Origin of the sequence: Streptomyces sp. NPDC048172 (genome assembly GCF_043202595.1) — a bacterium.
Classification (GTDB): Bacteria; Actinomycetota; Actinomycetes; order Streptomycetales; family Streptomycetaceae; genus Streptomyces.
Window position 1 is genome coordinate 195,814 of record NZ_JBIDAT010000004.1, and the last position, 22,897, is coordinate 218,710.

Here is a 22,897-nt window from a genome sequence, read left to right on the forward strand (position 1 = left end):
TGGCGGGGAGAGAGCACAGGGGCGCGGTGCGTACGGAGGAGCTGGGGCGGCTGCCCGTACGGGAGGCGCTGCCGGAGCTGCGGGACGCGCTCGACGGGCACGGGGCGGGCGTGCTGCACGCGCCGCCCGGCACCGGCAAGACCACCCTCGTGCCACTCGCGCTGGCCGGACTCCTGGACGACGGGGCGCCCGCGCGGCGCGTCCTCGTCGCCGAGCCCCGCCGGATGGCGGCACGCGCCGCCGCCCGGCGGATGGCGTGGCTGCTGGGCGAACGGCCGGGGGAGCGCGTCGGGTTCACCGTGCGCGGCGAGCGCCGTGCGGGACCGCGCACCCGGGTGGAGGTCGTGACGACCGGCGTGCTCCTCCAGCGGCTCCAGCGCGACCAGGAGCTGCCGGGGACCGATGTGGTCCTCGTCGACGAGTGCCACGAACGGCATCTGGACGCGGACACCGCGCTGGCGTTCCTCCTGGACGTACGGGAGGCGCTCCGCCCCGAGCTGCGGATCGTCGCGGCGTCGGCGACGCAGGACAGTGCGGCGTGGGCGCGGCTGCTGTCGGCGCCGGTGGTGTCCGGGAGGGGCACGAGCCACGCGGTGGAGGTGCGGTACGCGCCGCCGCCCGCCGGGGTGCGCCCCGCGCACGGGACCTGGGTGGACCCCGCGCTGCTGCGGCACGTCGCGGCGACGGTCCGGGAGGCGCTCGACGCCGTGCCGGAGGGCGACGTGCTGTGCTTCCTGCCGGGCGTCGGGGAGATCGGCCGGGTCGCGGCGCTGCTGGAGGGGGCCGGCGGTCCGGGCGCCGAGGTGCTGCAGCTCCACGGGCGCGCTCCGGCCGCCGTCCAGGAGGACGTGCTGCGCGGCCGTACGGGTCCGGCGCGCCGGGTGATCCTCTCTACCTCCGTGGCCGAGTCGAGCCTGACCGTGCCCGGCGTACGGGCCGTGGTCGACTCCGGGCTGGCGCGCGAGCCGCGCATGGATCACGCGCGGGGCCTGGGGGCGCTCACGACGGTGCGGGTGTCGGTCGCGGGCGCGGAGCAGCGCCGGGGGCGTGCGGGGCGTGAGGCGCCGGGGACGGTGTTCCGCTGCTGGGCGGAGGCCGAGGACGCGGGGCGCCCGCGCGAGCCCTCGCCGGAGATCGCGGTGGCGGATCTGACGGCGTTCGCGCTCCGGACCGCCTGCTGGGGCGCCCCGGGCGCACGCGGCCTGGCGCTGCTCGACACGCCCCCGGAGGGGGCGATGGCGGCGGCCGGGGAGACGTTGCGGGCGGTGGGAGCGCTGGACGGCGCGGGGCGCGTCACGGAGCGCGGCGCGCGGATGGCGCGCCTCGGCCTGCACCCCCGGCTGGCGCGCGCGCTGCTCGACGGCGCGGCCGCGGTCGGCCCCGAGCGGGCCGCCGAGGCCGTCGCCCTGCTGAGCGAGGAGCCGCCCCGCGCGTACGGCGACGACGCCGCGGAAGCCCTCCGCACGGCCCGGCGCGCGGGCCGCCGCGACCCGTACGGCACGCGCTGGTCGGCCGAGGTACGGCGGCTGCGAGGCCTGCTGACGGAAGACCCCGCACCCCGACCGGCCACCACGCCTGACGCCGATACCGATACTGATGCCGATGCCTCCGGCGACGCTACGGACGGCACGTTGAGCGGCGCTGCGGGGGCCGTCACCGATGAGGAGGTCGTCGGGGCTGTCGTCGCGCTCGCCTATCCGGAACGGGTCGCCCGGGCCCGGAGCGAGACCTCGTACCTCATGGTCTCCGGTACGGGCGCCGAGCTCGCGCGGGACACCCGGCTGCGGCGTGCCCCCTGGCTGGCGGTCGCCGTCGCCGACCGCCCCGTGGGCGCCGCGTCCGCGCGCGTAGGGCTGGCCGCTCCGGTCGACGCGAGGACGGCCGCCGAGGCGGCGGGCGCGCTGCGTTCCGTACGGACCGAGGTGCGTTGGGATGCGGAGCGCGGCATGGTGACCGCGCGGGAAGTGGAGGCGCTCGGCGCGGTCGAGCTGGCCTCGCGCCCCGTGCGCGACCCCGCCCCCGCCCAGGTGCGCTCCGCGCTGCTGGACGCGCTCGGCGCGCGGGGCCCCGCACTGCTCCGCTGGTCGGAGGGCGCGCTCGCGCTGCGCGCACGCCTGGCCTTCCTCCACCACGCCCTGGGCGCGCCCTGGCCGGACGTGTCGGACGAGGCGCTGGTGGCGCGCGCGGACGAGTGGCTCACCGGGACCCGCCTGCCCACCGGGGCCGATCTCCTGAACTCCCTCCTCCCCTGGGCCACCGGCGACGCCGCCCGCCTCGACGAGCTGGCGCCCGAGCGGATCGAGGTGCCGTCGGGGTCGCGCGTACGGGTCGACTACGGGCGCCCCGAACAGCCCGTCCTGGCGGTCAAGCTGCAGGAGATGTTCGGCGCCCGCGAGACGCCCCGCCTGGCCGGGGGCCGCGTCCCCGTCCTGCTCCACCTCCTCTCCCCCGCGGGCCGCCCGGCCGCCGTCACCTCCGACCTGGCCTCGTTCTGGGGGGACGGCTACAGGGGCGTACGCGCGGAGCTGCGGGGCCGGTATCCGAAGCACCCGTGGCCCGAGGACCCGTCGGCGGCGGAGCCGACGCGGCACACGAAGGCACGGCTCAAGCGCTGAGACTCGGCTCAAGCGCTGAGACTCGGCTCAGGCGTTGACGACCGGCGGCGGGCCCGGCTCGGGATCGGGCTCCGGGGCCTCCGCGCCGTCGGCGGGCGTGGGATCGGACGGGCGGCGGGCGCGGTACTCCAGGGTGAGGGAGAGGGCGAGGAGGACGACGGCCAGGCCGCCGAAGCCCCAGGGCAGGTACGACGTCATGAGCAGGACGAGCTGGCGCTGGGACTTGACCAGGTCGACGGTCTCGTTCTGGAAGTCGGGGCGCATCTTGACGTGCCCGGAGAAGGCGGTGAGCGGCTTCTTCTCCGGCTTGTCCGTCCAGCGCATCTGCTCCTTGTGGAGCTCCTGGCCGTCGACGGGCGCGCCGGTGGTGGGCTCGACCCAGAACATCCGCTTGGTGCTGTACCAGCGCTCCATGCCCATCTGTTCGACGACCTTGGGGGTGGCGCCGAGCGGCAGCTTCTTGGGGACCTTGACCTTGGTCCAGGGGATGGTCTGCTCGAAGTAGTAGGTCTCCAGGCCCTTCACGGTGCGGGTGCCCTTGTAGTGGATGGGCGCGGTGGAGCGGGCCTGGAAGTCGTAGTACTCGTAGTCGCGCTTCTCGGTGAGGAACGGCCACTTGTACTCGATGCCCTCGCGGCGGACCTTGTCGCCGTCGACGTGCTCGCCGCCCGCGTGGACGGGCTCCTGGGTGTGGGCGTCGAAGACGTACCGCTCCGGGATGCTGGAGACGAGCTTGCCCTTGGGGTCGGCGACATAGCTGAGCGTGTCCCAGACGACGACGTCCTTGCCCGTGCGGTCCTTGACCTTCTCCGCGGCCTCCACGTTGCCCTTGAGGGTCTGCACGATGCTGACCTTGGGGACCTTCTTGGACTTCATCGTGGCGTAGTCCAGAAGCGTCGCGTTCTTCGCCTCCAGCACCATGTCCTGGTACTGGCTCGGCGGGATCTTCGCCAGCCGCGGGAACGCGTACCAGCGCATCAGCGGCGAGAGCGCGGCGAAGAACACCGCGCACGCGAGGAGGATCAGGCTCGCTCTCCGGCGCATGCTGCCTCCTGCGGCTAGGGGTGCGCGGGGACGGTGGTGTGCAGCGGTTTCGGCGAGGTCTCGCCTGGTGGGGCGCCGATGGCCGTCACCGTGAGCACGAGGGCGAACGCGGCGGCGAGGCCGATCCCCGCGGCGATCAGGGCACGCATACGTCGGCACCTCCCAGCGTCGGGCCGCGGCGGTGTCCGCGACATCTGATGCAGCGTCAGGAACGGGGGCGGGGGCACCGTAGCAACGGGCGGCGTGGATGGGAACCGTGCGGAACCCCCCTGTCCCCAGGGGCCTAGAGCTGGTTCAGCCAGGTGTTGATCAGCAGCACGGCCAGGACCGCCAGCACCGCCGACAGCGGCACCGTCCACCAGCCGCCGCGCCGGCCGCCCGCCGCGGCCCGCGCGTTGACCCGGTCGACCGCGACGACGCCGCGCAGCGCGCCCAGCGCCCCCACCACCACGGGCACGGCGACAAGCGCGTGCACCAGCCAGGCGCCGATCAGCGTGGGGCCGCCCCAGGAGTGCTGGTAGTCGTGCGCGTCGACCAGCGGATACAGCACCCCGTTCACCGTCGCCTGCCCCGCGAACAGCGCCAGCGTCCAGCCGAACAGCCCCAGTGCCACCCCGCACACGCCCCGGGGGACCGAGGAGAGCCGCGTGACGGACGCGGGCAGCAACGCGACGGCCCTGCCCGCCTCCCGCCACGCGGGAGCCCCCACGATCTGCGCGAGGACGGAGGAGGCAGGGGCGGAAGAGTGCGGCGCGGGACGCTCTGTGGTTGCCATGCGTCCAGCGAACCAGCGCGCGCAGCCCGTTCCCACGGGGCTAACCGCCGGAAGGCATACGGGTTTTCCCCCAGGTCAAGGGCGCGGCACTGCCGCGGAAAACACTCGTCCCGCCGGGCGGGTGCCCGGCGGGACGAGGGAGACGGAGCGAACGCCCGTCGGTTACTTCACCGTGAGCTTGACCGCGAGGGTCGCTCCCCCGGTCGCCTTGAGGCGGAGGGTGAACGTGCCCGCGTTGCCGTCGGCGTAGATCGTCGGGAGCTTCAGAACACCGTTGGCGTTGGTCTTGAGCCCCTTGAGGGCGCGCAGCGGCTTGCCGTTGGCATCCTTGAAGAAGGGGCCCTTGGCCGCGTCGGCCATCGTCGCGGAGACCGCGACGTTCTTGGCGACCTTGCCGTTGTTCGTGGCCTTGACCTCGACCGGCTTCGCGAAGCCGTCGCCCTTGGCGGTCTCCAGCGCGGAGTCCGTCGTCCGCGTCAGCGCGTCGGCCTCGGGGGCCGTCACGGAGGCGCCGAAGTCCACGGCGGCCAGCTTCTCGCCGGGCACCGTGGCGCGCAGCGTGAACGAGCCCGCCGCGTCGCCCGCGGCGAGCGCCGGCGCCGTGGCCAGGCCGTCGGCCCCGGTGCGTACGGTGATCTTCTTCGCGCCGCCGGAGAAGGCCGCGCCCGTCTCGCCCCGGATCTCGAACTGGACCTTGACGTTCTTGACGCCCTTGCCCTTGGAGTTCTCGACACGGACGCGGGGACGCTCGGCGAAGTCCGAGCCCGCGACGGCCGTGATGTTCTTCGCGCCGACCCGCTCCAGGCTCGCCGGGCCCGTGGGACTCGGGCTCGGGGTGGGCTCGCCGGGGTCGGAGGGGCTGGGGCTCGGGCTGCTGCCGCCGCCCCCGCCACCGCCGGGCCTGCCCGGCTTGCCGGGCTTGTCCGTCTCCTTGCCGCCGGAGCCGCCCTTGCCTGGCTTACCGGGCTTGTCCTTGCCGGGCTTGCCCTCGCCCTTGCCGGAGCCCTTGCCGCCGGATCCGGAGCCCGAACCGCCGTCCGGGGAGCCCTTGGCGGACTCGTCCGAGCCGCCCGCGCCGGGCGAGGTGGGCAGTACGCCCCTGCCGTCCGGGACCTCGTGCGTGCCCTCGCGGTAGAAGTTGAACCAGGCGAGGACGGTGCGCAGGTAGTCGCTGGAGTTGTTGTAGCTGAGTATGGCGCGGTCCAGGTCGGCCTTGACCGCCAGGTTGCGATCGCTCGCGCACAGGTACTCGCCCGCGGCGAGCGCCGCGTCGTGGATGTTGTTCGGGTCCTTACGGCCGTCGTTGTTGCCGTCCTGGCCCCAGCGCTCCCACGTCGAGGGGATGAACTGCATGGGCCCGACGGCACGGTCGTACTTCGCGTCGCCGTCGAACTCGCCGCCGTCGGTGTCCTTGATGCTGGCGAAGCCCTCGCCGTTCAGCACCGGGCCGAGGATCGGGCGGAGGGTCGTGCCCTCCTTGTCGACCGCGCCGCCGCGCGCCTGGCCGGACTCCACCTTGCCGATACCGGCCAGGAGTTCCCAGGGGAGGCCGCATCCGGGCGAGACCCTCTTCTCCGCGTTCTTGTACGCGGAGAGCAGGGAGGCCGGGATGCCGGACTCGGCGTCGCCCATGCCGGGCACGTCCGGCGAACGCTTGTCCGGGGGCTCGGGGCTCTCCAGCGGGGGCAGTTCGGTGTGGAACGAGCCGTCACCGGGCGTACGGTCACCGGGCGCGGCATCCGCGCGCTTGCCGTCGTCCTTGCCGCCACCGCCGAGCACGGCGCCGGGCGCCTGCGAAGCGGTCAGCGCGGCCATCGCGACAGCCGCGACGGCGGTGCCGCCCAGCCCCCGGCGGAATCTGCTCGTGCCGACGAACCCGCCGAGGCGGTGTGTGCCGCCCTCACCGGTGCCGGTGGCTTTCTGCTTGGCTGCTGCGTGCCTGCCGCGGTACCGCGCCATTGGTCAGTCCCGTCCTCTCCCCTGGGGACGCAGTCACCCGTGACCCTACGGCAAGTCTGGGCCCTAAGTCAGTGGGCCCAGAGCACTTCCGACACTTGTGACCCTATTTCGACGTGATCAACGAGCGGGGTTCCTCCGGGGTTTCCCGCCCCGTCACCCGTGCGTCGAGGTCGCTTCCGTCGGGGCGCGCGTCGATCGCGCCGCCGGGCGTGAACGGACGCGCGGGCGTACGGCCGGTCGCCAAGTGCCGGTGCACGGTGGCCGACAGCAGCTCGATCGTCCGTACGCCAGAACGCATACCCGGGTTGTCCTGAGTGAGGACGGCGATACGGTACGGCCCCTTCCGCGTGCCCTTACGTGTGCCCTCCCCCGTGAACGCGCCCACGCTGTGCACCCGCCAGCCGTGCCAGCGGCGCGGCAGCCAGCCGTTCTTGAGATGGACGGTCACCCCGTGCGGCGCGCCCGCCGAGACGCCCCAGCGCTGCGCGGGGTCGACCTGCGCGAGCAGGTCCAGGGCGTGACGGGGGTGCCCGAGCGGTGAGCCGGGGCGGGTGAGCAGCCCCAGCAGCCGCGTCTGGTCCCGGGCCGAGGTCCGGGTCAGGCCCCAACGCCGGGCCGCGAGCGAGGTGTCACCCGCGCCCGCGAGGCGCAGTACGCCCTTGAGGCGGGCGAGGCCCACATCCCGCCAGAGCGTGGACGCGGCGCCGTTGTCCGAGCGCGTGATCATCGCCCGCAGGAGGCGGGACTCGCGGGGCGTCGGGCCGCGCCTCTCGGACGCGGCCCGGTGCAGCACCGTCTCCAGGATCAGCACCTTGGCGACGCTGGCTGCGTCGAAGAGCGTGTGCGCGTTGCGTGCGCAGGTGACTCCCTTGCTGCCGTGGCCCGGTGCCTGGACGTCGAACGCGACGGTCCCGCCACGCTGCCGCAGCACGCTCCGCAGGTCCCGGTCCATCCTTGCCGCGAGGCCGGGGTCGCCGGGGGCCGTACAGAGCCGCTCCGCGGCGGGGGTCTGTACGGCTACGGCGGGCGGTGCCGCCATGAGCCCGCCGAGCAGAGTGCTGGCCAGCAGCACGCCGCCCGCCGTGAAGGTACGGTTCCGGGTTCTCGCTGTCGCGCACATGCCCTTCAGCGTCGCCGCCCCGCGCAGAGACCGCGCTCTCTGCTGACCCGACTGGATGAGTGCCCCTTCAGGGGCGCGGACGGCTCCACCGCGTGGGCGCGCCGGGCCACGACGCATCGGAGCTTGCCCCTTTGCCCTCCAGGGGCGCGGGGCTGTGTTTGTTTGGCGGCTCCGCCGCGGGGCGCGACCGGTCACGACACGTCGGGGCTTGCCCGATTAGGGGCGCGGGGAACTGCGCGCCCAGCCACGACGCGGGCGCGCCCCGCGAAGCACAGCCCGGGGCACCCCGAACCCGGCCCCGTTGCGCGGGGCACCCGGCGAAGGGGGCTGCGCTTGCCAACCCTGCGCCTTGCGCAGACTTCCCAAGCTTCGCAGGGGCGGAGGGAGAAGCAGAGCAGCCCTCTTTCAGCGCGGCGCGCGGCCCAAGCACAGGGGGTGGAGGGAGAAGCGCAGGCTGCCCAAGCGCTGTGGGGCGGAGCGAGGAGCGCAGAGCTCCCGAGTGCAGGGGGCGAGGGAGGGGCAGGGGTGCCCTGGGTAGGGGGCACCCCTGTGCGGCTGCTCCCCGTGGGGGGCTAGTGGGCGGCGGATTCCCAGTCCTGGCCCGCGCCTACCGAGACGTCGAGGGGGGCGCGGAGATCGGCGGCGGAGGACATCTCCTCGCGGACGAGCTCCTCGACCTGCTCCCGCTCGCCCGGAGCGACCTCCAGGACGATTTCGTCGTGGACCTGCAGCAGCATCCGGGAGCGCAGCTCCTTCTCCCGGAGCGCCGCGTCGACCTTCAGCATCGCGACCTTGACGATGTCCGCCGCCGTGCCCTGGATCGGCGCGTTCAACGCCATCCGCTCGGCCATCTCGCGGCGCTGGCGATTGTCGCTGTTGAGGTCCGGGAGGTAGCGGCGGCGGCCCATGATCGTGTGGGTGTAGCCCGTGGCGCGGGCCTCTTCCACGACGCGCTGGAGATAGTCCCGCACCCCGCCGAACCGCTCGAAGAAGGTGTCCATCAGCTTGCGGGCCTCGTCCGGCGTGATGCCCAACTGTCCCGAGAGGCCGAAGGCGGAGAGGCCGTACGCCAAACCGTAGGACATCGCCTTGATCTTGCGGCGCATCTCCGGGTCGACCTCGGACTTCTCGACGCCGAAGACCTGCGAGGCGACCGTCGTGTGCAGGTCCTCGCCGGAGGTGAAGGCCTCGATCAGGCCCTCGTCCTCGGAGAGGTGCGCCATGACGCGCAGCTCGATCTGGCTGTAGTCCGCGGTCAGCAGCGACTCGTACCCCTCGCCGACCTTGAAGCCGCGGCGGATGGCCCGGCCCTCGTCGGTCCGCACCGGGATGTTCTGGAGGTTGGGGTCCGTGGAGGAGAGACGGCCCGTGGCGGCGACGGTCTGGTTGAACGTCGTGTGGATACGTCCGTCCGGCGTGATGGTCTTGATGAGGCCCTCGACGGTGGTGCGCAGCTTCTGCTGCTCGCGGTAGCGCAGCATGATCACCGGCAGCTCGTGCTCGGTCTGGGCGGCGAGCCAGGCCAGCGCGTCGGCGTCCGTCGTGTACCCGGTCTTGGTCTTCTTCGTCTTGGGCAGGCCCAGCTCTCCGAAGAGGACCTCCTGCAGCTGCTTGGGCGAGCCGAGGTTGAACTCGTGCCCCACCGAGGCGTGGGCCTCGGTGACGGCCTGCTGCACCGCGTCCGCGAACTGCTGCTCCATACCCGTCAGCCACTCGCGGTCGGCCGCGATGCCGGCCCGCTCCAGCCGCGCGAGCATCGCGGACGTCGGCAGCTCCAGGTCGCGCAGCAGCTCCTCGGCGCCGACCTGCTCCAGGCGGGCCTCGAAGGCCACGCCCAGGTCGAGGATGGTGCGCGCCTTGGTCATCAGCGCGTCGGCCTCCGCCTGCTCGTCCACGCCGAGCGCGAGCTGCCCGTCCGCCTCGGCGGTCGGCAGCAGCTCCCGGCCCAGGTACTCCACGGAGAGCGCGTCCAGCGCGAAGGAGCGGCGGCCGGGCTTGTCCAGATACGCGGCGAGCGCGGTGTCCATCCAGACGCCGTCCACGCTCCAGCCGTGGTCGGCGAAGACCCGCATGAGCGACTTCGCGTCATGCATCACCTTGCGCTTGGAGGCGTCCGCGAGCCAGGCGGCGAACGCCTTCTCGTCGGCCTCCGTCAGCTTCGCGGGGTCGAACCAGGCGGCGGGCCCCGTGGGCGTGGCCAGCGCGACCTCGCTCACGCTGCCGCTGCCCTGCTTCCACACGTCGACGGTGGCGACGCCCAGCACGCCGTGCCCGTACTCGTCCAGCCAGGGGCCGAGCGCGTCCGGGTCGAGCAGCACGCCGTCGACCTCGACGCCCGCGCCGATCTCCTGCTCCTCGCCTTCCTCGGAGCCGGGGTCGACGGCGAAGAGGCGCTCGCGGAAGTTCTGGTTGCGGAACTCCAGGGCGTCCAGGATGACGCCGATCGCCTCGCGGTCGTACGGCACACGGGCCAGGTCTTCGGGGCGGTCGGGCAGCTCGACGTCGCGGACCATCTCGGTCAGGCGGCGGTTGAGCTTCACGGCGTCCAGGTGGTCGCGGAGATTCTGCCCGGCCTTGCCCTTGACCTCCTCGACGCGCTCGACGAGATCGGCGAACGAGCCGAACTGGTTGATCCACTTGGCCGCCGTCTTCTCGCCGACGCCCGGGATGCCCGGCAGGTTGTCCGAGGGGTCGCCGCGCAGGGCGGCGAAGTCCGGGTACTGCGACGGCGACAGCCCGTACTTCTCCTGGACCTTCTCGGGGGTGAAGCGGGTCAGCTCGGAGACGCCCTTGGTGGGATAGAGCACGGTCACGTTGTCCGTGACGAGCTGGAAGGCGTCGCGGTCGCCGGTGACGATGGAGACCTGGAAGCCCTCGGCCTCGGCCTGGGTGGCGAGGGTGGCGATGACGTCGTCGGCCTCGAACCCGTCCACCGCGTAACGCCGGACCTTCATGGCGTCCAGCAGCTCGCCGATCAGCTCGACCTGGCCCTTGAACTCGTCCGGGCTCTTCGACCTGTTCGCCTTGTACTCCGTGAACTCCTCGGAGCGCCAGGTCTTGCGGGAGACGTCGAAGGCGACGGCGAAGTGCGTGGGCGCCTCGTCACGCAACGTGTTGATCAACATGGACGTGAAGCCGTAGATCGCGTTCGTCGTCTGGCCCGAGGTCGTGGAGAAATTCTCCGCGGGCAGCGCGAAGAACGCGCGGTACGCCAGGGAGTGCCCGTCCATGAGGAGCAGGCGGGGGGCCTCCCCCTGCTCCTGGGATGTCGCCGTCTTGGGAGTCGTCTTCGATGCCGTCTTAGCCACGTCCCCGATACTCCCACGCCCCACTGACAGTTCCCGCCGATACCCCTTGTGCCCTCTTTTGTGCCTTTCGGGGAAATCCGGCCCCGGGCACGGGCACCCCCTGTCCGGCACCCCGGGAAGGAGACACGGGCGGAGGAGGGGGCACCCTCTGGCGTCGGCTGCATCTCAAGAGGCACCATCGGGGGATGAGCCGCAAAGCCCCCTCCTCCGATCCCGTTCAGGACGCGCCCCAGGTCAGCGCCCCCGAGCATGCCGCCGCCGGACTCCCGGCCGTAGGGCACTCGCTGAAGATGGCGCGGGAGCAGATGGGCGTGCGGCGCACCGCGCTGACGCTGCTGCGCGTCAACCAGAAGGACGGCTTCGACTGCCCCGGCTGCGCCTGGCCCGAGGGCGACAAGCGGCACGCGGCGGAGTTCTGCGAGAACGGGGCCAAGGCCGTCGCCGAGGAGGCCACCACCCGGCGCGTGACCCGGGACTTCTTCGCCGCGCACCCCGTCGCCGACCTCGCCACCCGCTCCGGGTACTGGCTCGGGCAGCAGGGCCGCCTCACCGAACCCATGTTCCTCGCGGAGGGCGCCGAGGCGTACGAGCCGGTGTCCTGGGAGAAGGCGTTCTCCCTGATCGCCGAGGAGCTGACGGCGCTCGCGTCACCCGATGAGGCGCTCTTCTACACCTCGGGGCGTACGAGCAACGAGGCCGCGTTCCTCTACCAGCTCTTCGCCCGCGAGTTCGGCACGAACAACCTGCCGGACTGTTCCAACATGTGCCACGAGTCCTCCGGTTCGGCCCTCACCGAGACGCTCGGCGTCGGCAAGGGCAGCGTCCTGCTGGAGGATCTGTACAAGGCCGACCTGATCATCGTCGCGGGCCAGAACCCCGGCACCAACCACCCCCGGATGCTCTCCGCGCTGGAGAAGGCGAAGGCGGGCGGCGCGAAGATCATCACCGTCAATCCGCTGCCCGAGGCCGGGATGGAGCGGTTCAAGAACCCGCAGACGCCCAAGGGGCTGGCCGCGGGCGGCACCCCGCTGACCGACCTGTTCCTCCAGATCCGTATCGGCGGCGACCAGGCCCTCTTCCGTACGCTCAACAGGATGATCCTGGAGAGCGACCGCGAGGACGCCGTCGACCAGGAGTTCGTGGAGACGTACACGCACGGTTTCGAGGAGTTCAAGAAGGCCGCCGTGGACCCCGGCGGCGATGCCGACTGGGACGAGACCCTGCGCGCGACCGGCCTGACCCGGGACGAGATCGAGCGCGCCCTGGAGATGGTCCTCGCCTCCCGCCGCCCCATCGTGTGCTGGGCGATGGGCCTGACCCAGCACAAGCACTCCGTGCCGACCATCCGCGAGGTCGTCAACCTCCTGCTGCTGCGCGGCGCCGTCGGCCGGGAGGGCGCCGGGGTCTGCCCCGTGCGCGGGCACAGCAACGTGCAGGGCGACCGCACCATGGGCATCTTCGAGCGGCCCGCGCCCGCGTTCCTGGACGCGCTGGAGAAGGAGTTCGGCTTCGCCCCGCCGCGCGAGCACGGGTACGACGTCGTCCGGGCCATCCGCGCGCTGCGCGACGGCGAGGCCAAGGTCTTCTTCGCCATGGGCGGCAACTTCGTCTCCGCCTCCCCCGACACGGACGTCACCGAGGCCGCCATGCGCCGCGCCCGCCTCACGGTGCACGTCTCCACCAAGCTGAACCGCTCGCACTGCGTCACCGGCGCCCGCGCCCTGATCCTGCCGACGCTCGGCCGTACGGAACGGGACACCCAGCGCGGCGGCGAGCAGTTCGTGACCGTCGAGGACTCCATGGGCATGGTCCACGCCTCGCGCGGCCGCCTCGCGCCCGCGAGCCCGAAGCTGCTCTCCGAGCCCGCGATCGTCGCGCGGCTGGCGCGGGCCGTGCTGGGTGACCGCTCCCGCGTGCCCTGGGAGGAGTTCGAGGGGGACTACGGCCTGATCCGTGACCGTATCGCCCGCGTCGTGCCCGGGTTCGAGGACTTCAACGCGAAGGTCGCGCACCCCGGCGGCTTCGCCCTCCCGCACGCCCCGCGCGACTCCCGCAGCTTCCCCACGGCCACGGGCAAGGCCAACTTCACCGCGGCCCCCGTGGAGTACCCCGAGGTGCCCGAGGGGCGGCTGCTCCTGCAGACGCTGCGCTCCCACGACCAGTACAACACCACCGTCTACGGCCTGGACGACCGCTACCGCGGCATCAGGAACGGCCGCCGTGTGGTCCTCGTCCGCAAGGAGGACGCCGAGGAACTGGGCCTCGCCGACGGCGCGTACGCGGACCTGACCAGCGAGTGGAGCGACGGCGTCGAGCGGGTCGCGCGCGGCTTCCGCGTCGTCCACTACCCCACGGCACGCGGCTGCGCCGCGGCGTACTACCCGGAGACGAACGTCCTCGTCCCCCTCGACGCCACGGCCGACACCAGCAACACCCCCGCCAGCAAGTCCGTGATCGTCCGGCTGACGCCCTCGTCCCGGGAGGCGTTCCAGGGCGAGTGAGCCGCTGGCTTAAGCTCGGGCTGAAAGCGCGTGCACGGAAACGTGTGCGAGGACATCAGCACGAACGGAGCCGCCGCTCATGGGTGAGCAGTCCAGCACCAAGTTCCCCCAGGCCGTCCTGGACCAGTGGAGCGGATCGGGCCTCGACCTCCCGTCCCTCTTCTCCGCGGGCCACCTCGGCGAGCGCATGGGGCTCCAGGTGCTGGAGGCAGCCCCCGAGCGCGTGGTCGGCACCCTCCCCGTCGAGGGCAACACCCAGCCGTACGGGCTGCTGCACGGCGGCGCCTCCGCCGTGCTCGCCGAGACCCTCGGCTCGGTCGGCGCCATGCTGCACGGCGGCCCCGGCAAGCTCGCCGTCGGCGTCGACCTCAACTGCACGCACCACCGGGGGATGCGGTCGGGCCTGGTGACCGGTGTCGCCACGCCGGTCCACCGTGGGCGTACGACCGCCACGTACGAGGTCGCGATCACCGATGAGGAGGGCAAGCGGGTGTGCACCGCGCGGCTTACGTGCCTTCTGCGTGACGCCGAGGTGGCCTGATCCTCTCTTCTGAGCTGGGAAGGGGCTGCCCCGTTCCGTCCGTCGCAGTCTGCGGGTGAGTCGTGGCTTGTCGCGCAGTTCCCCGCGCCCACGCGGCGGAGCCGCAAATCGACACAGCCCCGCGCCCCTGACGGGGCCCCGGCTCTGACGCGATGTCTTTCCCGCTGGGCGGGGTGACGCTACTTTCCTCGGCATGGGGGACATCCGCCGTACCGCCTGTGCAGCGTCGTGCCTCGTCGTCGTGCTCGCGGGCTGTACGGACGGGGGCTCGGGGCGGCCGGAGCCGCGGAGCCGGACCACCCCGCCCGCCGAGCTGTGCGCCGGGATCGTCGCGCGCTGGGCGAAGGACGCGCTCAAGCCGGGCGGCGGCGACCAGTCCGACTACCAGCAGAAAGGGCTCTCCGACCGGCAGAACACGCTGGTGCTGAAGCTCTCCGAGGAGGCCCGGCGGATCCGCGCGGACGAAGGGCGCCGCGCCGCGCACGCGTTCGTCGAACGCGAGGCCCGCGAGCGGTGCGCCGCCCTCAGCTCCGAGAGCCCCGCCTCCTCCGGCGGCTGGCCCGGGTGACGGCGTGAGCGCCCCTCCGGACCCCCGCCCCGACACGCTGACCAGCGGCAGCGAGGCGCCGCCGCTGCGGGAGCGGTGGGCGGCGCTGCCGCGCAGGGTGCGGCACGGGACCGTGGGCGGAGCCGCGCTCGCGCTCGTCGTCGCCGCGACCGTGTACGGGGTGAACTCCGGGCCGTCCGAGCATCCCGAGGGCAGGCGGCACGCCGCGCGCCTCGTGCCGTACCCGGCGCAGAGCACCGACATCCGTTTCCTGGACGTTGCGACGACCTCACCGCGCGCCCGGACGTTCTCCATCGCGCTGCGGGTGACCACGGACGATCCGGTGACCATCTCGCGCGTCACCCAGGGCTACGAGGCGCTGGAGGTCTCGATGGAGCCCCCGCGCCCCCTCTCCGTCAGGCCCGAGACGCCCCGGAACCTGCAACTGCGCGCGCACATCCGCTCCTGCGAGGGACTGCCCGTCCAGGCACGCCTGCCCTTCCTCGAAGTGACGCTGCGTAATGCGCGGGCCTCACAGCATCTGAGTGTGATCCCCGGAGATCGTTACGCACACGCACTGACGCGCGTATTCCGTACGGTATGCGAACCCCCCGTCAAGGACTCAGCTCACACCCCCTGAGCACGCTGCGGCTTCATGACGGCTTACGTGTCCGCAACTTCCCCGTCATACCAGGGATGTTGATCATCACGCCCCCGAACGGGCCCGGTCATAACAAGAGAGTCACATCCTCGACTTGACCTCTGCCTTACTTCGGCCCTCACCCATAGAGTCACCGCCAGTCACCGCGCCGCCGGGCGTGCGTTGCGAGCACCGATCCGCGTCACCAGTACGGCCCCCGCTCGGGGGTACGGGGGGCGACCCCCGCAGAACGCAGTACGGCCACTCATCCATCGAGGGCCGCGCCTGGGGAAAGGACTGATCGTGCGTCACCGTTCCTTGCTCATACTCACCACCGCCGTCACGGCGGGCGCCCTCACGCTGTCGGCGTGCGGGTCCCGCGACGACAGCGGCGGCGGAGGCGACAGCGGCGACAAGACCACTGTCACCATCGGGCTCGACGCCCCCCTGACCGGTGATCTGTCCGCGCTGGGCCAGGGCATCAAGAACTCCTCCGACCTGGCGGTCAAGACCGCCAACAAGAACAAGGAGGTCGAGGGCGTCACCTTCAAGCTGGAGCCGCTCGACGACCAGGCCCAGGCGGGCACCGGCCAGCAGAACGCGACCAAGCTCGTCGGCAACCAGGACGTCTACGGCGTCGTCGGCCCGCTGAACTCGAACGTCGGCCAGACCATGCAGAAGGTCTTCGGCAACGCCAACCTCGTGCAGGTCTCCCCCGCCAACACCGCGCCCCAGCTCTCCCAGGGCCCGGACTGGCAGAAGGGCGACAAGAAGCGCCTCTTCGACACCTACTTCCGCACCTCCACCACCGACGCGGTCCAGGGCCCCTACGCCGCCCAGTACCTCTTCAACGAGCGGAAGTTCAAGAAGGCGTACGTCATCGACGACAAGAAGACCTACGGCGCGGGACTGGCCGGAACCTTCAGCGACGAGTTCAAGAAGCTCGGCGGCAAGGTCGTCGGCAGCGACCACATCAACCCGGAGGACCGCGACTTCTCCGCCGTGGCCACCAAGGTCGCCAAGTCCAAGGCCGACTTCGTCTACCTCGGCATGGAGTACCCCGCGGGCGCCCCGCTCTCCGCCCAGATCAAGAAGGCGGGCGGCACGCTGCCCACCGTCGGCGGCGACGCGCTCTACAGCCCCGAGTACATCAAGCTGCACAAGAAGAAGTCCGAAGGCGACATGGCCACCTCGGTCGGCGCTCCCCTGGAGACCCTCGACACGGCCAAGACGTTCATCAAGAACTACAAGAAGGAAGGCTACAAGGCCTTCTACGACGCCTACGGCGGCTACTCGTACGACAGCACCTGGGCCATCATCCAGGCGGTCAAGGCCGTCGTCGAGAAGAACGACGGCAAGCTGCCCGAGGGTGACGACGGCCGCAAGCAGGTCACCGAAGCCATGAAGAAGGTCAGCTTCAGCGGCGTCACCGGACAGGTCTCCTTCGACAAGTACGGCGACACCACCAACAAGCAGCTCTCCGTCTACGAGGTCAAGGGCGGCAAGCACAAGCCCGTCAAGACCGGCACGTTCCAGGGCGACTGACCCACCCGGAACCCGCCCTTCCCGTACATCTCTGCTGCTGCGCGGGGGCGCCACCAGCGCCCCCGCGCAGCCGTATCTGACACATCCCCGGAGGACTCCCGGTGCAAGATCTGCCGGATCAGCTGGCGAACGGACTCGCACTCGGCGCGTTGTACGGCCTCATCGCGATCGGGTACACGATGGTCTACGGCATCGTCCAGCTCATCAACTTCGCTCATGGCGAGATATTCATGATCGGCGGCTTCGGCGCGCTGACCGCGTATCTCTGGCTCCCCGAAGGCACGGGCCTCACACTCGCCCTGCCCCTCATGATCCTTCTCGGCGTCGTCAGCGCCACCCTCGTCGGGGTCGGCGCCGAACGCTTCGCCTACCGGCCACTGCGCGGCGGGCCACGGCTCTCGCCCCTCATCACCGCCATCGGCCTCTCCCTCGCCCTCCAGCAGGCCGTCTGGTCGTTCTACCCCGACGCCAAGAAGGCACGTCCCTTCCCGCAGTTCAGCGGCAGCGACTACGACCTGGGCTTCGTCACGATCTCCCGCGAGGACCTCTTCATCTTCATCGCCGCCCCCGTGTGCATGATCGCCCTCGGTGTCTTCGTCGCCAAGACCCGCACGGGCCGCGCCATGCAGGCCACGTCGCAGGACCCCGACACGGCCAAGCTCATGGGCATCAACACCGACCGCATCATCGTCATGGCCTTCGCCATCGGCGCCGCGTTCGCCGCCATCGCCGCCATCGCCCAGGGCTTCAAGACCGGCGAGGTCAACTTCCGCATGGGCTTCATCGCGGGCCTCAAGGCGTTCACCGCCGCCGTCCTCGGCGGCATCGGCAACATCTACGGCGCCATGGTCGGCGGACTCGTCCTCGGCGTCGCCGAAGCCATGGCCACCGCCTACATCGGCGACATCCCCGGGATGGAGCAGTTCGGCGGCGGCTCCTGGAAGGACGTCTGGGCCTTCGTCCTGCTCATCCTCGTCCTGCTGCTACGACCACAGGGCCTCCTCGGCGAGCGTCTCGCGGATCGGGCGTGATCACCATGACGACCTCCTCCACGAAGGACACCACCGCCACCGCGCACACCGCCACCGGCCAGGGCGCGCCCCTCCGGCTGCGCCCCGACGCGGACTCCAACCTCGGCCTCGCACGGATCCTCGTCGCACTCGGCTCCGTCGTCGCCTTCGCGAGCACCATGCTCGCCTGGACCTGGACCGCGGAGTTCCCCGGCGACCTCACCATCGCCTTCTACCCCGCAGGGCTGCAGATCCTCACCCTCATCGGGTCGATCCTCACCGCCGCCTTCCTCGCCTCCTCCTGGGGCCTGCGCGGACTGCGCTGGCTCACCCCCGGCGGCAAGCACAGCGCCGTGCTGCTCTCCGCGACCGGCACCCTCGGCGTCACCTGGTACACCGCGGGCGCCATCGCCGAACAGCTCGGCGGCGTCGTCAACTTCGAACCCGGCATGTGGGTCGGCGTCGCGGGCTCGCTCATCGCCCTGATCGGCGCGCTCGCCCTCCCCTCCGACCTGCCCTCCGAAGTCGACCCGCTCACCGGAGAAGCACCCAACTTCTGGAAGCGGCTCCTCAACGCGCTCAAGGCACCCGCGCCCCAGCGGCTGCGCGACGAACTCCCCGGCTGGGCCGAGATCCTCATCATCTGCGCCTCCTGCGGCATCGGCCTGTACGTCTTCGCGTACGGCATCGAGGCCGAGGACGGCCCCCCGTTCATCGGCTTCCTCGTGCTGGCCGCCTTCGCCGCACCCGCCGTCGGACGCGCCGGACTCACCAAGCGGCTCTCCGCCTTCACCGCGAAGCACCGGGGCGTCACCCTCGCCGCCGCGTTCGTCGCCGCGCTGCTCTTCCCCCTGACCCAGAGCAACGAGGCGTACACCAACATCGCGGTCAGCGTGCTGGTCTTCGGCACCGTCGCCCTCGGCCTGAACATGGTCGTCGGCCTCGCGGGCATCCTCGACCTCGGCTACGTCGCCTTCCTCGGCGTCGGCGCCTACACCGCCGCGCTCGTCTCCGGATCGCCCGACGGCTTCGGCGTCCACATGCCCTTCTGGGCCGCCGTGCTCCTCGGCGCCGGAGTCGCACTCGTCTTCGGCCTGATCATCGGCTTCCCCTCGCTCCGGCTGCACGGCGACTACCTCGCCATCGTCACCCTGGGCTTCGGGGAGATCTTCCGGATCTCCGTCCAGAACCTCGACGGCGACTCCGGACCCAACATCACCAACGGCCCCAACGGCATCCCCAACATCCCGGACCTGGAGCTCTTCGGCTTCAACCTGGGCGAGGAACACAACATCCTCGGCTTCGAGATCGGCCGTTTCGCCAACTACTACCTGCTGATGCTCGTGTTCACCGCGATCGTCGTCACGATCTTCCGGCGCTCCGACAACTCCCGCATCGGCCGCGCCTGGATCGCCATCCGCGAGGACGAGACCGCGGCCCGCGCCATGGGCATCAACGCCTTCCGGTTCAAGGTCCTCGCCTTCGCCCTCGGCGCCACCCTCGCCGGAATGGCCGGTACGGTCCTGGCCCACGTCGAATTCTCGGTGAACCCAGAATCGTACAAATTCGTGCATACGGCTCCACCGAACTCGGCGTTCCTGCTCATCGCCGTCATCCTCGGCGGCATGGGCACCGTCAGCGGCCCCCTCATCGGCGCCGCACTGCTCTACCTCATCCCGGCCAAGCTGCAGTTCATGGCCGACTACCAGCTGCTGCTCTTCGGCATCGCGCTCATCCTGCTGATGCGCTTCCGCCCCGAAGGACTCATCGCCGACCGGCGCAAGCAGCTCGAATTCCACGAGACCGGGCAGCTCGACGTGCCCCCGGGCGACGCCCCCGGTCTCGGCAAAGCGGAGGCGTGAGCCATGACGACCACGACGAAGACCGACCGGGCCGCCGCGCCCCCGGCCGACGGCCGGGCCGTCCTCGACGCCTCCGGCGTCACGATGCGCTTCGGCGGCCTCACCGCCGTGCACGACGTGAACCTCACCGTCGACAGCGGCGAGATCGTCGGCCTCATCGGCCCCAACGGCGCCGGTAAGACCACCTTCTTCAACTGCCTCACCGGGCTCTACATCCCCACCGAAGGCACCGTCCGCTACAAGGGCACCGTCCTGCCCCACCGCTCCCACCTGGTGACCCAGGCAGGCATCGCCCGTACGTTCCAGAACATCCGGCTCTTCGCCAACATGACCGTCCTGGAGAACGTCCTCGTCGGCCGCCACACCCGCACCAGCGAGGGCCTCTTCTCCGCCCTCCTGCGCGGCCCCGGCTTCCGCCGCGCCGAACGCGAATCCGAGGACCAGGCCATGGAGCTCCTCCGCTTCACCGGCCTCCAGGAAAAACGCGAACACCTCGCCCGCAACCTCCCCTACGGCGAGCAGCGCAAGCTGGAGATCGCCCGCGCCCTCGCCAGCCAGCCGGGGCTGCTCCTGCTCGACGAGCCCACCGCGGGCATGACCTCGTCCGAGACCGAGGCCACCCGCGAACTCGTCCTCGCCGTACGGGAACAGGGCACCGCCGTACTCGTCATCGAGCACGACATGCGGTTCATCTTCAACCTCTGCGACCGCGTCGCCGTCCTCGTCCAGGGGGAGAAACTGGTCGAGGGCAGCCCCGAGACCGTCCAGAACGACGACCGCGTCATCGCCGCCTACCTCGGCACCCCCTTCGAGGGCGAACCCGGCGAGGCGGAGATCGCCGAGGTCCAGGCAGCCGAGGGATCGCGCGAGCAGGACTCGCGCGAGGGCTCGCGTGAGCAGGAAGGGGGCGAGGGCTGATGGCCCTGCTCGAAGTCGAGGACCTGCGGGTCGCCTACGGCAAGATCGAAGCCGTCAAGGGCATCTCGTTCCAGGTCGAGGCAGGCCAGGTCGTCACCCTGATCGGCACCAACGGCGCCGGCAAGACCACCACCCTGCGCACCCTCTCCGGCCTCCTCAAGCCCCTCGCCGGAAAGATCACCTTCGACGGCGTCCCGCTCCTCGGGGTCCCCGCACACAAGATCGTCGCCATGGGCATGGCCCACTCGCCCGAGGGCCGCCGGATCTTCCCCCGGCTCTCCATCGAGGAGAACCTCCAGCTCGGAGCGTTCCTCCGCAAGGACGAGGAGGGAGTCACCAGCGACATCCAGCGCGCCTACGACCTCTTCCCCATCCTCGGAGAACGCCGCCGCCAGGCAGCGGGCACCCTCTCCGGCGGCGAACAGCAGATGCTCGCCATGGGCCGCGCCCTCATGTCCCGGCCCAAGCTCCTCATGCTCGACGAACCCTCGATGGGCCTCTCGCCGATCATGATGCAGAAGATCATGTCGACGATCAGCGAACTCAAGGCCGACGGCACGACGATCCTCCTCGTCGAACAGAACGCCCAGGCCGCCCTCTCCCTCGCCGACCACGGCCACGTCATGGAGATCGGCAAGATCTCCCTGTCCGGCACCGGCGAGGAACTCATGCACGACGAGTCGGTACGCAAGGCGTACCTGGGCGAGGACTGAGCCGCACGCACAGAGCAGACAGAGAAGGGGCCCGGCGGAATTCCGTTCCGCCGGGCCCCTCTCTCTTCTCTCTCCTCCGCTACTGCTTCTTCTTCCGCTCCTCGCCGTCCTCGATCACGGCCTCCGCGACCTGGCGCATCGAGAGCCGGCGGTCCATCGACGTCTTCTGGATCCAGCGGAACGCGGCGGGCTCACTCAGCCCGTACTGCGTCTGCAGCACGCTCTTCGCCCGGTCCACCAGCTTCCGCGTCTCCAGCCGCTCCGAGAGGTCCGCGACCTCCTTCTCCAGCTCCTTCAGCTCCGTGAACCGCGAGACGGCCATCTCGATCGCGGGCACCACGTCGCTCTTGCTGAACGGCTTCACGAGATACGCCATCGCCCCCGCGTCACGCGCCCTCTCCACGAGCTCGCGCTGCGAGAACGCCGTGAGCATCAGCACGGGCGCGATGCTCTCCTCCGCGATCTTCTCGGCCGCCGAGATGCCGTCGAGCACCGGCATCTTCACATCGAGAATGCACAGGTCAGGACGGTGCTCACGGGCCAGCTCCAGCGCGGCCTGCCCGTCGCCCGCCTCCCCGACGACCGTGTAGCCCTCTTCCTCCAGCATCTCCTTGAGATCCATCCGGATCAGCGCCTCGTCCTCGGCGATGACGACGCGGGTGGTGGTCGGAGGGACGTGCTCGCTGCCGCCGGGCTCGGCTTCCGCCGTGGGTGTGGTCTCAGGCTCGGGGACGTCCGCGGTGCTCACTGGGCTCCTCGTTTCCGCACAGGTGGGAGGTAAGAGCCTACCCAGGTCCTGTATGGTGTGGGCACAGCGGGTGGGTTCTTGCCTTCGATTCCACTGGCCCCGGTAATCCAATTGGTAGAGATAATGGATTCAAAACCCATGCAGTGTCGGTTCGAGTCCGACCCGGGGCACTTTACCTTTGATTCGAAGATTGCCAGCGAAATCGCATAGCTTCGCCACTTCGAGCGAATCCCTCCCCCGCAGACGCAGAATCCGCACACCGTGCCGAATCCTGCGGCTATGTACGACCTCCCCACCCGAAAGCGCGCCCTCGCCCTGCTCGCCCAGGGCCGCAGTCTCAATTCCGTGAGCCGGGAGACGGGCATATCACGCTGGTCGCTCCGGTCATGGCAACAGCGGCTGCACCCGGCACCCTCCCGGGGCGTGGCCTGCTGGCGCTGCGAGAACCCGGGCGGGCTCCCTCCGGACACCGCCGCGTACAGCTATCTGCTCGGGCTCTATCTCGGGGACGGCTGCGTCAGCCGTCTCGCCCGTACGTACTTCCTACGGATCGCGTGCGCCGACGCGTGGCCGAGGCTCATCGTGGAGTGCGAGCGGGCGGTCAAGGCGGTCTGCCCCGAGAAGAGCGTGTTCCGCGTGCAGCGGCAGGGCTGCGTCAACGTGACCGCCTACCACAGCCATTGGCCGTGCCTCCTCCCCCAGCACGGCCCCGGCCGGAAACACGACCGCCGTATCGCGCTCGAACCCTGGCAGCAAACCATCGTGGACGAGCACCCCTGGGCGTTCGTCCGAGGGCTCATCCACTCCGACGGGTGCCGGATCACGAACTGGACGACCCGCACGGTCGCCGGGCAGCGCAAGCGGTACGAGTACCCGCGCTACTTCTTCACCAACAAGTCCGACGACATCCTGCGCCTGTTCACCGACACCCTCGACAACCTCGGGGTGGAGTGGAAGAGCGCCCGCCACCGCAGGGGCGGGCACAACATCTCCGTCGCCCGACGTGCCTCCGTGGCCCTTATGGACGCGCACGTCGGGCCCAAGAGCTGAC

Annotated in this window: 18 protein-coding genes and 1 tRNA gene; 12 read left to right on the plus strand and 7 right to left on the minus strand. The window is 71.1% G+C overall.

Features of this window, described 5'->3' with window-relative positions; translation table 11 throughout:
- Nucleotides 1-26 precede the first annotated feature (26 nt).
- Complete coding sequence (hrpB, locus tag ACGF3A_RS18690) at nucleotides 27-2,615, plus strand: ATP-dependent helicase HrpB (RefSeq protein WP_393731088.1); 2,589 nt, start codon at nucleotides 27-29, stop codon at nucleotides 2,613-2,615.
- A gap of 27 nt (nucleotides 2,616-2,642) precedes the next feature.
- Here hrpB and ACGF3A_RS18695 read toward each other — a convergent pair whose 3' ends face one another.
- From ACGF3A_RS18695 to polA, 6 genes are all read right to left on the minus strand, one after another.
- Complete coding sequence (locus tag ACGF3A_RS18695; RefSeq protein WP_393731089.1) at nucleotides 2,643-3,659, minus strand: DUF3068 domain-containing protein; 1,017 nt, start codon at nucleotides 3,657-3,659, stop codon at nucleotides 2,643-2,645.
- A gap of 14 nt (nucleotides 3,660-3,673) precedes the next feature.
- Nucleotides 3,674-3,808, minus strand: coding sequence for an SPW_0924 family protein (locus tag ACGF3A_RS18700; RefSeq protein WP_393731091.1), 135 nt, complete (start codon nucleotides 3,806-3,808; stop codon nucleotides 3,674-3,676).
- A 134-nt stretch (nucleotides 3,809-3,942) separates the two neighbouring features.
- The gene (locus tag ACGF3A_RS18705) at nucleotides 3,943-4,434 is read right to left on the minus strand and encodes a hypothetical protein (RefSeq protein ID WP_393731093.1); all 492 of its coding nucleotides are present in this window, start codon (nucleotides 4,432-4,434) and stop codon (nucleotides 3,943-3,945) included.
- Nucleotides 4,435-4,596: 162 nt separating this feature from the next.
- Complete coding sequence (locus tag ACGF3A_RS18710; protein WP_393731094.1) at nucleotides 4,597-6,393, minus strand: lytic transglycosylase domain-containing protein; 1,797 nt, start codon at nucleotides 6,391-6,393, stop codon at nucleotides 4,597-4,599.
- Nucleotides 6,394-6,496: 103 nt separating this feature from the next.
- Nucleotides 6,497-7,513 (minus strand): serine hydrolase, encoded by a 1,017-nt coding sequence (locus tag ACGF3A_RS18715; RefSeq protein ID WP_393731096.1) that lies wholly within the window; start codon nucleotides 7,511-7,513, stop codon nucleotides 6,497-6,499.
- 572 nt (nucleotides 7,514-8,085) lie between these two features.
- On the minus strand, nucleotides 8,086-10,821 hold the full coding sequence (gene polA, locus ACGF3A_RS18720; protein ID WP_393731098.1) for a DNA polymerase I: 2,736 nt from the start codon (nucleotides 10,819-10,821) through the stop codon (nucleotides 8,086-8,088).
- A 185-nt stretch (nucleotides 10,822-11,006) separates the two neighbouring features.
- On the opposite strand from polA, the gene ACGF3A_RS18725 reads away from it, so the two are divergent.
- The 9 genes from ACGF3A_RS18725 (at nucleotide 11,007) to ACGF3A_RS18765 (ending at nucleotide 21,098) form a co-directional block, all read left to right on the plus strand.
- Nucleotides 11,007-13,322: an FdhF/YdeP family oxidoreductase gene (locus ACGF3A_RS18725; protein WP_393731100.1), complete on the plus strand. Its 2,316-nt coding sequence runs from the start codon at nucleotides 11,007-11,009 to the stop codon at nucleotides 13,320-13,322.
- Between the two features lie 79 nt (nucleotides 13,323-13,401).
- Nucleotides 13,402-13,863, plus strand: a complete 462-nt coding sequence (locus tag ACGF3A_RS18730) for a PaaI family thioesterase (RefSeq protein WP_393731102.1) — start codon at nucleotides 13,402-13,404, stop codon at nucleotides 13,861-13,863.
- A gap of 193 nt (nucleotides 13,864-14,056) precedes the next feature.
- Entirely contained in the window at nucleotides 14,057-14,431 is a 375-nt protein-coding gene (locus ACGF3A_RS18735; protein WP_393731104.1) for a hypothetical protein, read from the plus strand.
- Between the two features lie 4 nt (nucleotides 14,432-14,435).
- Complete coding sequence (locus ACGF3A_RS18740; protein ID WP_393731106.1) at nucleotides 14,436-15,050, plus strand: hypothetical protein; 615 nt, start codon at nucleotides 14,436-14,438, stop codon at nucleotides 15,048-15,050.
- 303 nt (nucleotides 15,051-15,353) lie between these two features.
- Complete coding sequence (locus ACGF3A_RS18745) at nucleotides 15,354-16,595, plus strand: branched-chain amino acid ABC transporter substrate-binding protein (RefSeq protein ID WP_393731108.1); 1,242 nt, start codon at nucleotides 15,354-15,356, stop codon at nucleotides 16,593-16,595.
- 101 nt (nucleotides 16,596-16,696) lie between these two features.
- Nucleotides 16,697-17,626: a branched-chain amino acid ABC transporter permease gene (locus ACGF3A_RS18750; RefSeq protein WP_393731110.1), complete on the plus strand. Its 930-nt coding sequence runs from the start codon at nucleotides 16,697-16,699 to the stop codon at nucleotides 17,624-17,626.
- Nucleotides 17,627-17,631: 5 nt separating this feature from the next.
- Nucleotides 17,632-19,467, plus strand: a complete 1,836-nt coding sequence (locus tag ACGF3A_RS18755; protein WP_393731887.1) for a branched-chain amino acid ABC transporter permease — start codon at nucleotides 17,632-17,634, stop codon at nucleotides 19,465-19,467.
- 3 nt (nucleotides 19,468-19,470) lie between these two features.
- Nucleotides 19,471-20,385: an ABC transporter ATP-binding protein gene (locus ACGF3A_RS18760; protein WP_393731112.1), complete on the plus strand. Its 915-nt coding sequence runs from the start codon at nucleotides 19,471-19,473 to the stop codon at nucleotides 20,383-20,385.
- Nucleotides 20,382-21,098 carry an ABC transporter ATP-binding protein gene (locus ACGF3A_RS18765; RefSeq protein ID WP_393731888.1) on the plus strand — a complete coding sequence of 239 codons (717 nt, stop codon included), beginning with the start codon at nucleotides 20,382-20,384 and terminating at the stop codon, nucleotides 21,096-21,098. Before ACGF3A_RS18760 ends, ACGF3A_RS18765 begins: the two co-directional genes overlap by 4 nt.
- A 79-nt stretch (nucleotides 21,099-21,177) precedes the next feature.
- On the opposite strand, the gene ACGF3A_RS18770 is transcribed toward ACGF3A_RS18765, so the two are convergent.
- The gene (locus ACGF3A_RS18770) at nucleotides 21,178-21,846 is read right to left on the minus strand and encodes an ANTAR domain-containing response regulator (RefSeq protein ID WP_393731114.1); all 669 of its coding nucleotides are present in this window, start codon (nucleotides 21,844-21,846) and stop codon (nucleotides 21,178-21,180) included.
- 96 nt (nucleotides 21,847-21,942) lie between these two features.
- Between ACGF3A_RS18770 and ACGF3A_RS18775 the strand changes: the two genes are divergently transcribed.
- Both ACGF3A_RS18775 and ACGF3A_RS18780 read left to right on the plus strand, forming a co-directional pair.
- A tRNA-Leu gene (locus tag ACGF3A_RS18775) sits at nucleotides 21,943-22,016 on the plus strand.
- Nucleotides 22,017-22,125: 109 nt separating this feature from the next.
- Entirely contained in the window at nucleotides 22,126-22,896 is a 771-nt protein-coding gene (locus ACGF3A_RS18780) for a transcriptional regulator (RefSeq protein WP_393731116.1), read from the plus strand.
- The last annotated feature ends 1 nt before the right edge of the window (nucleotide 22,897 follow it).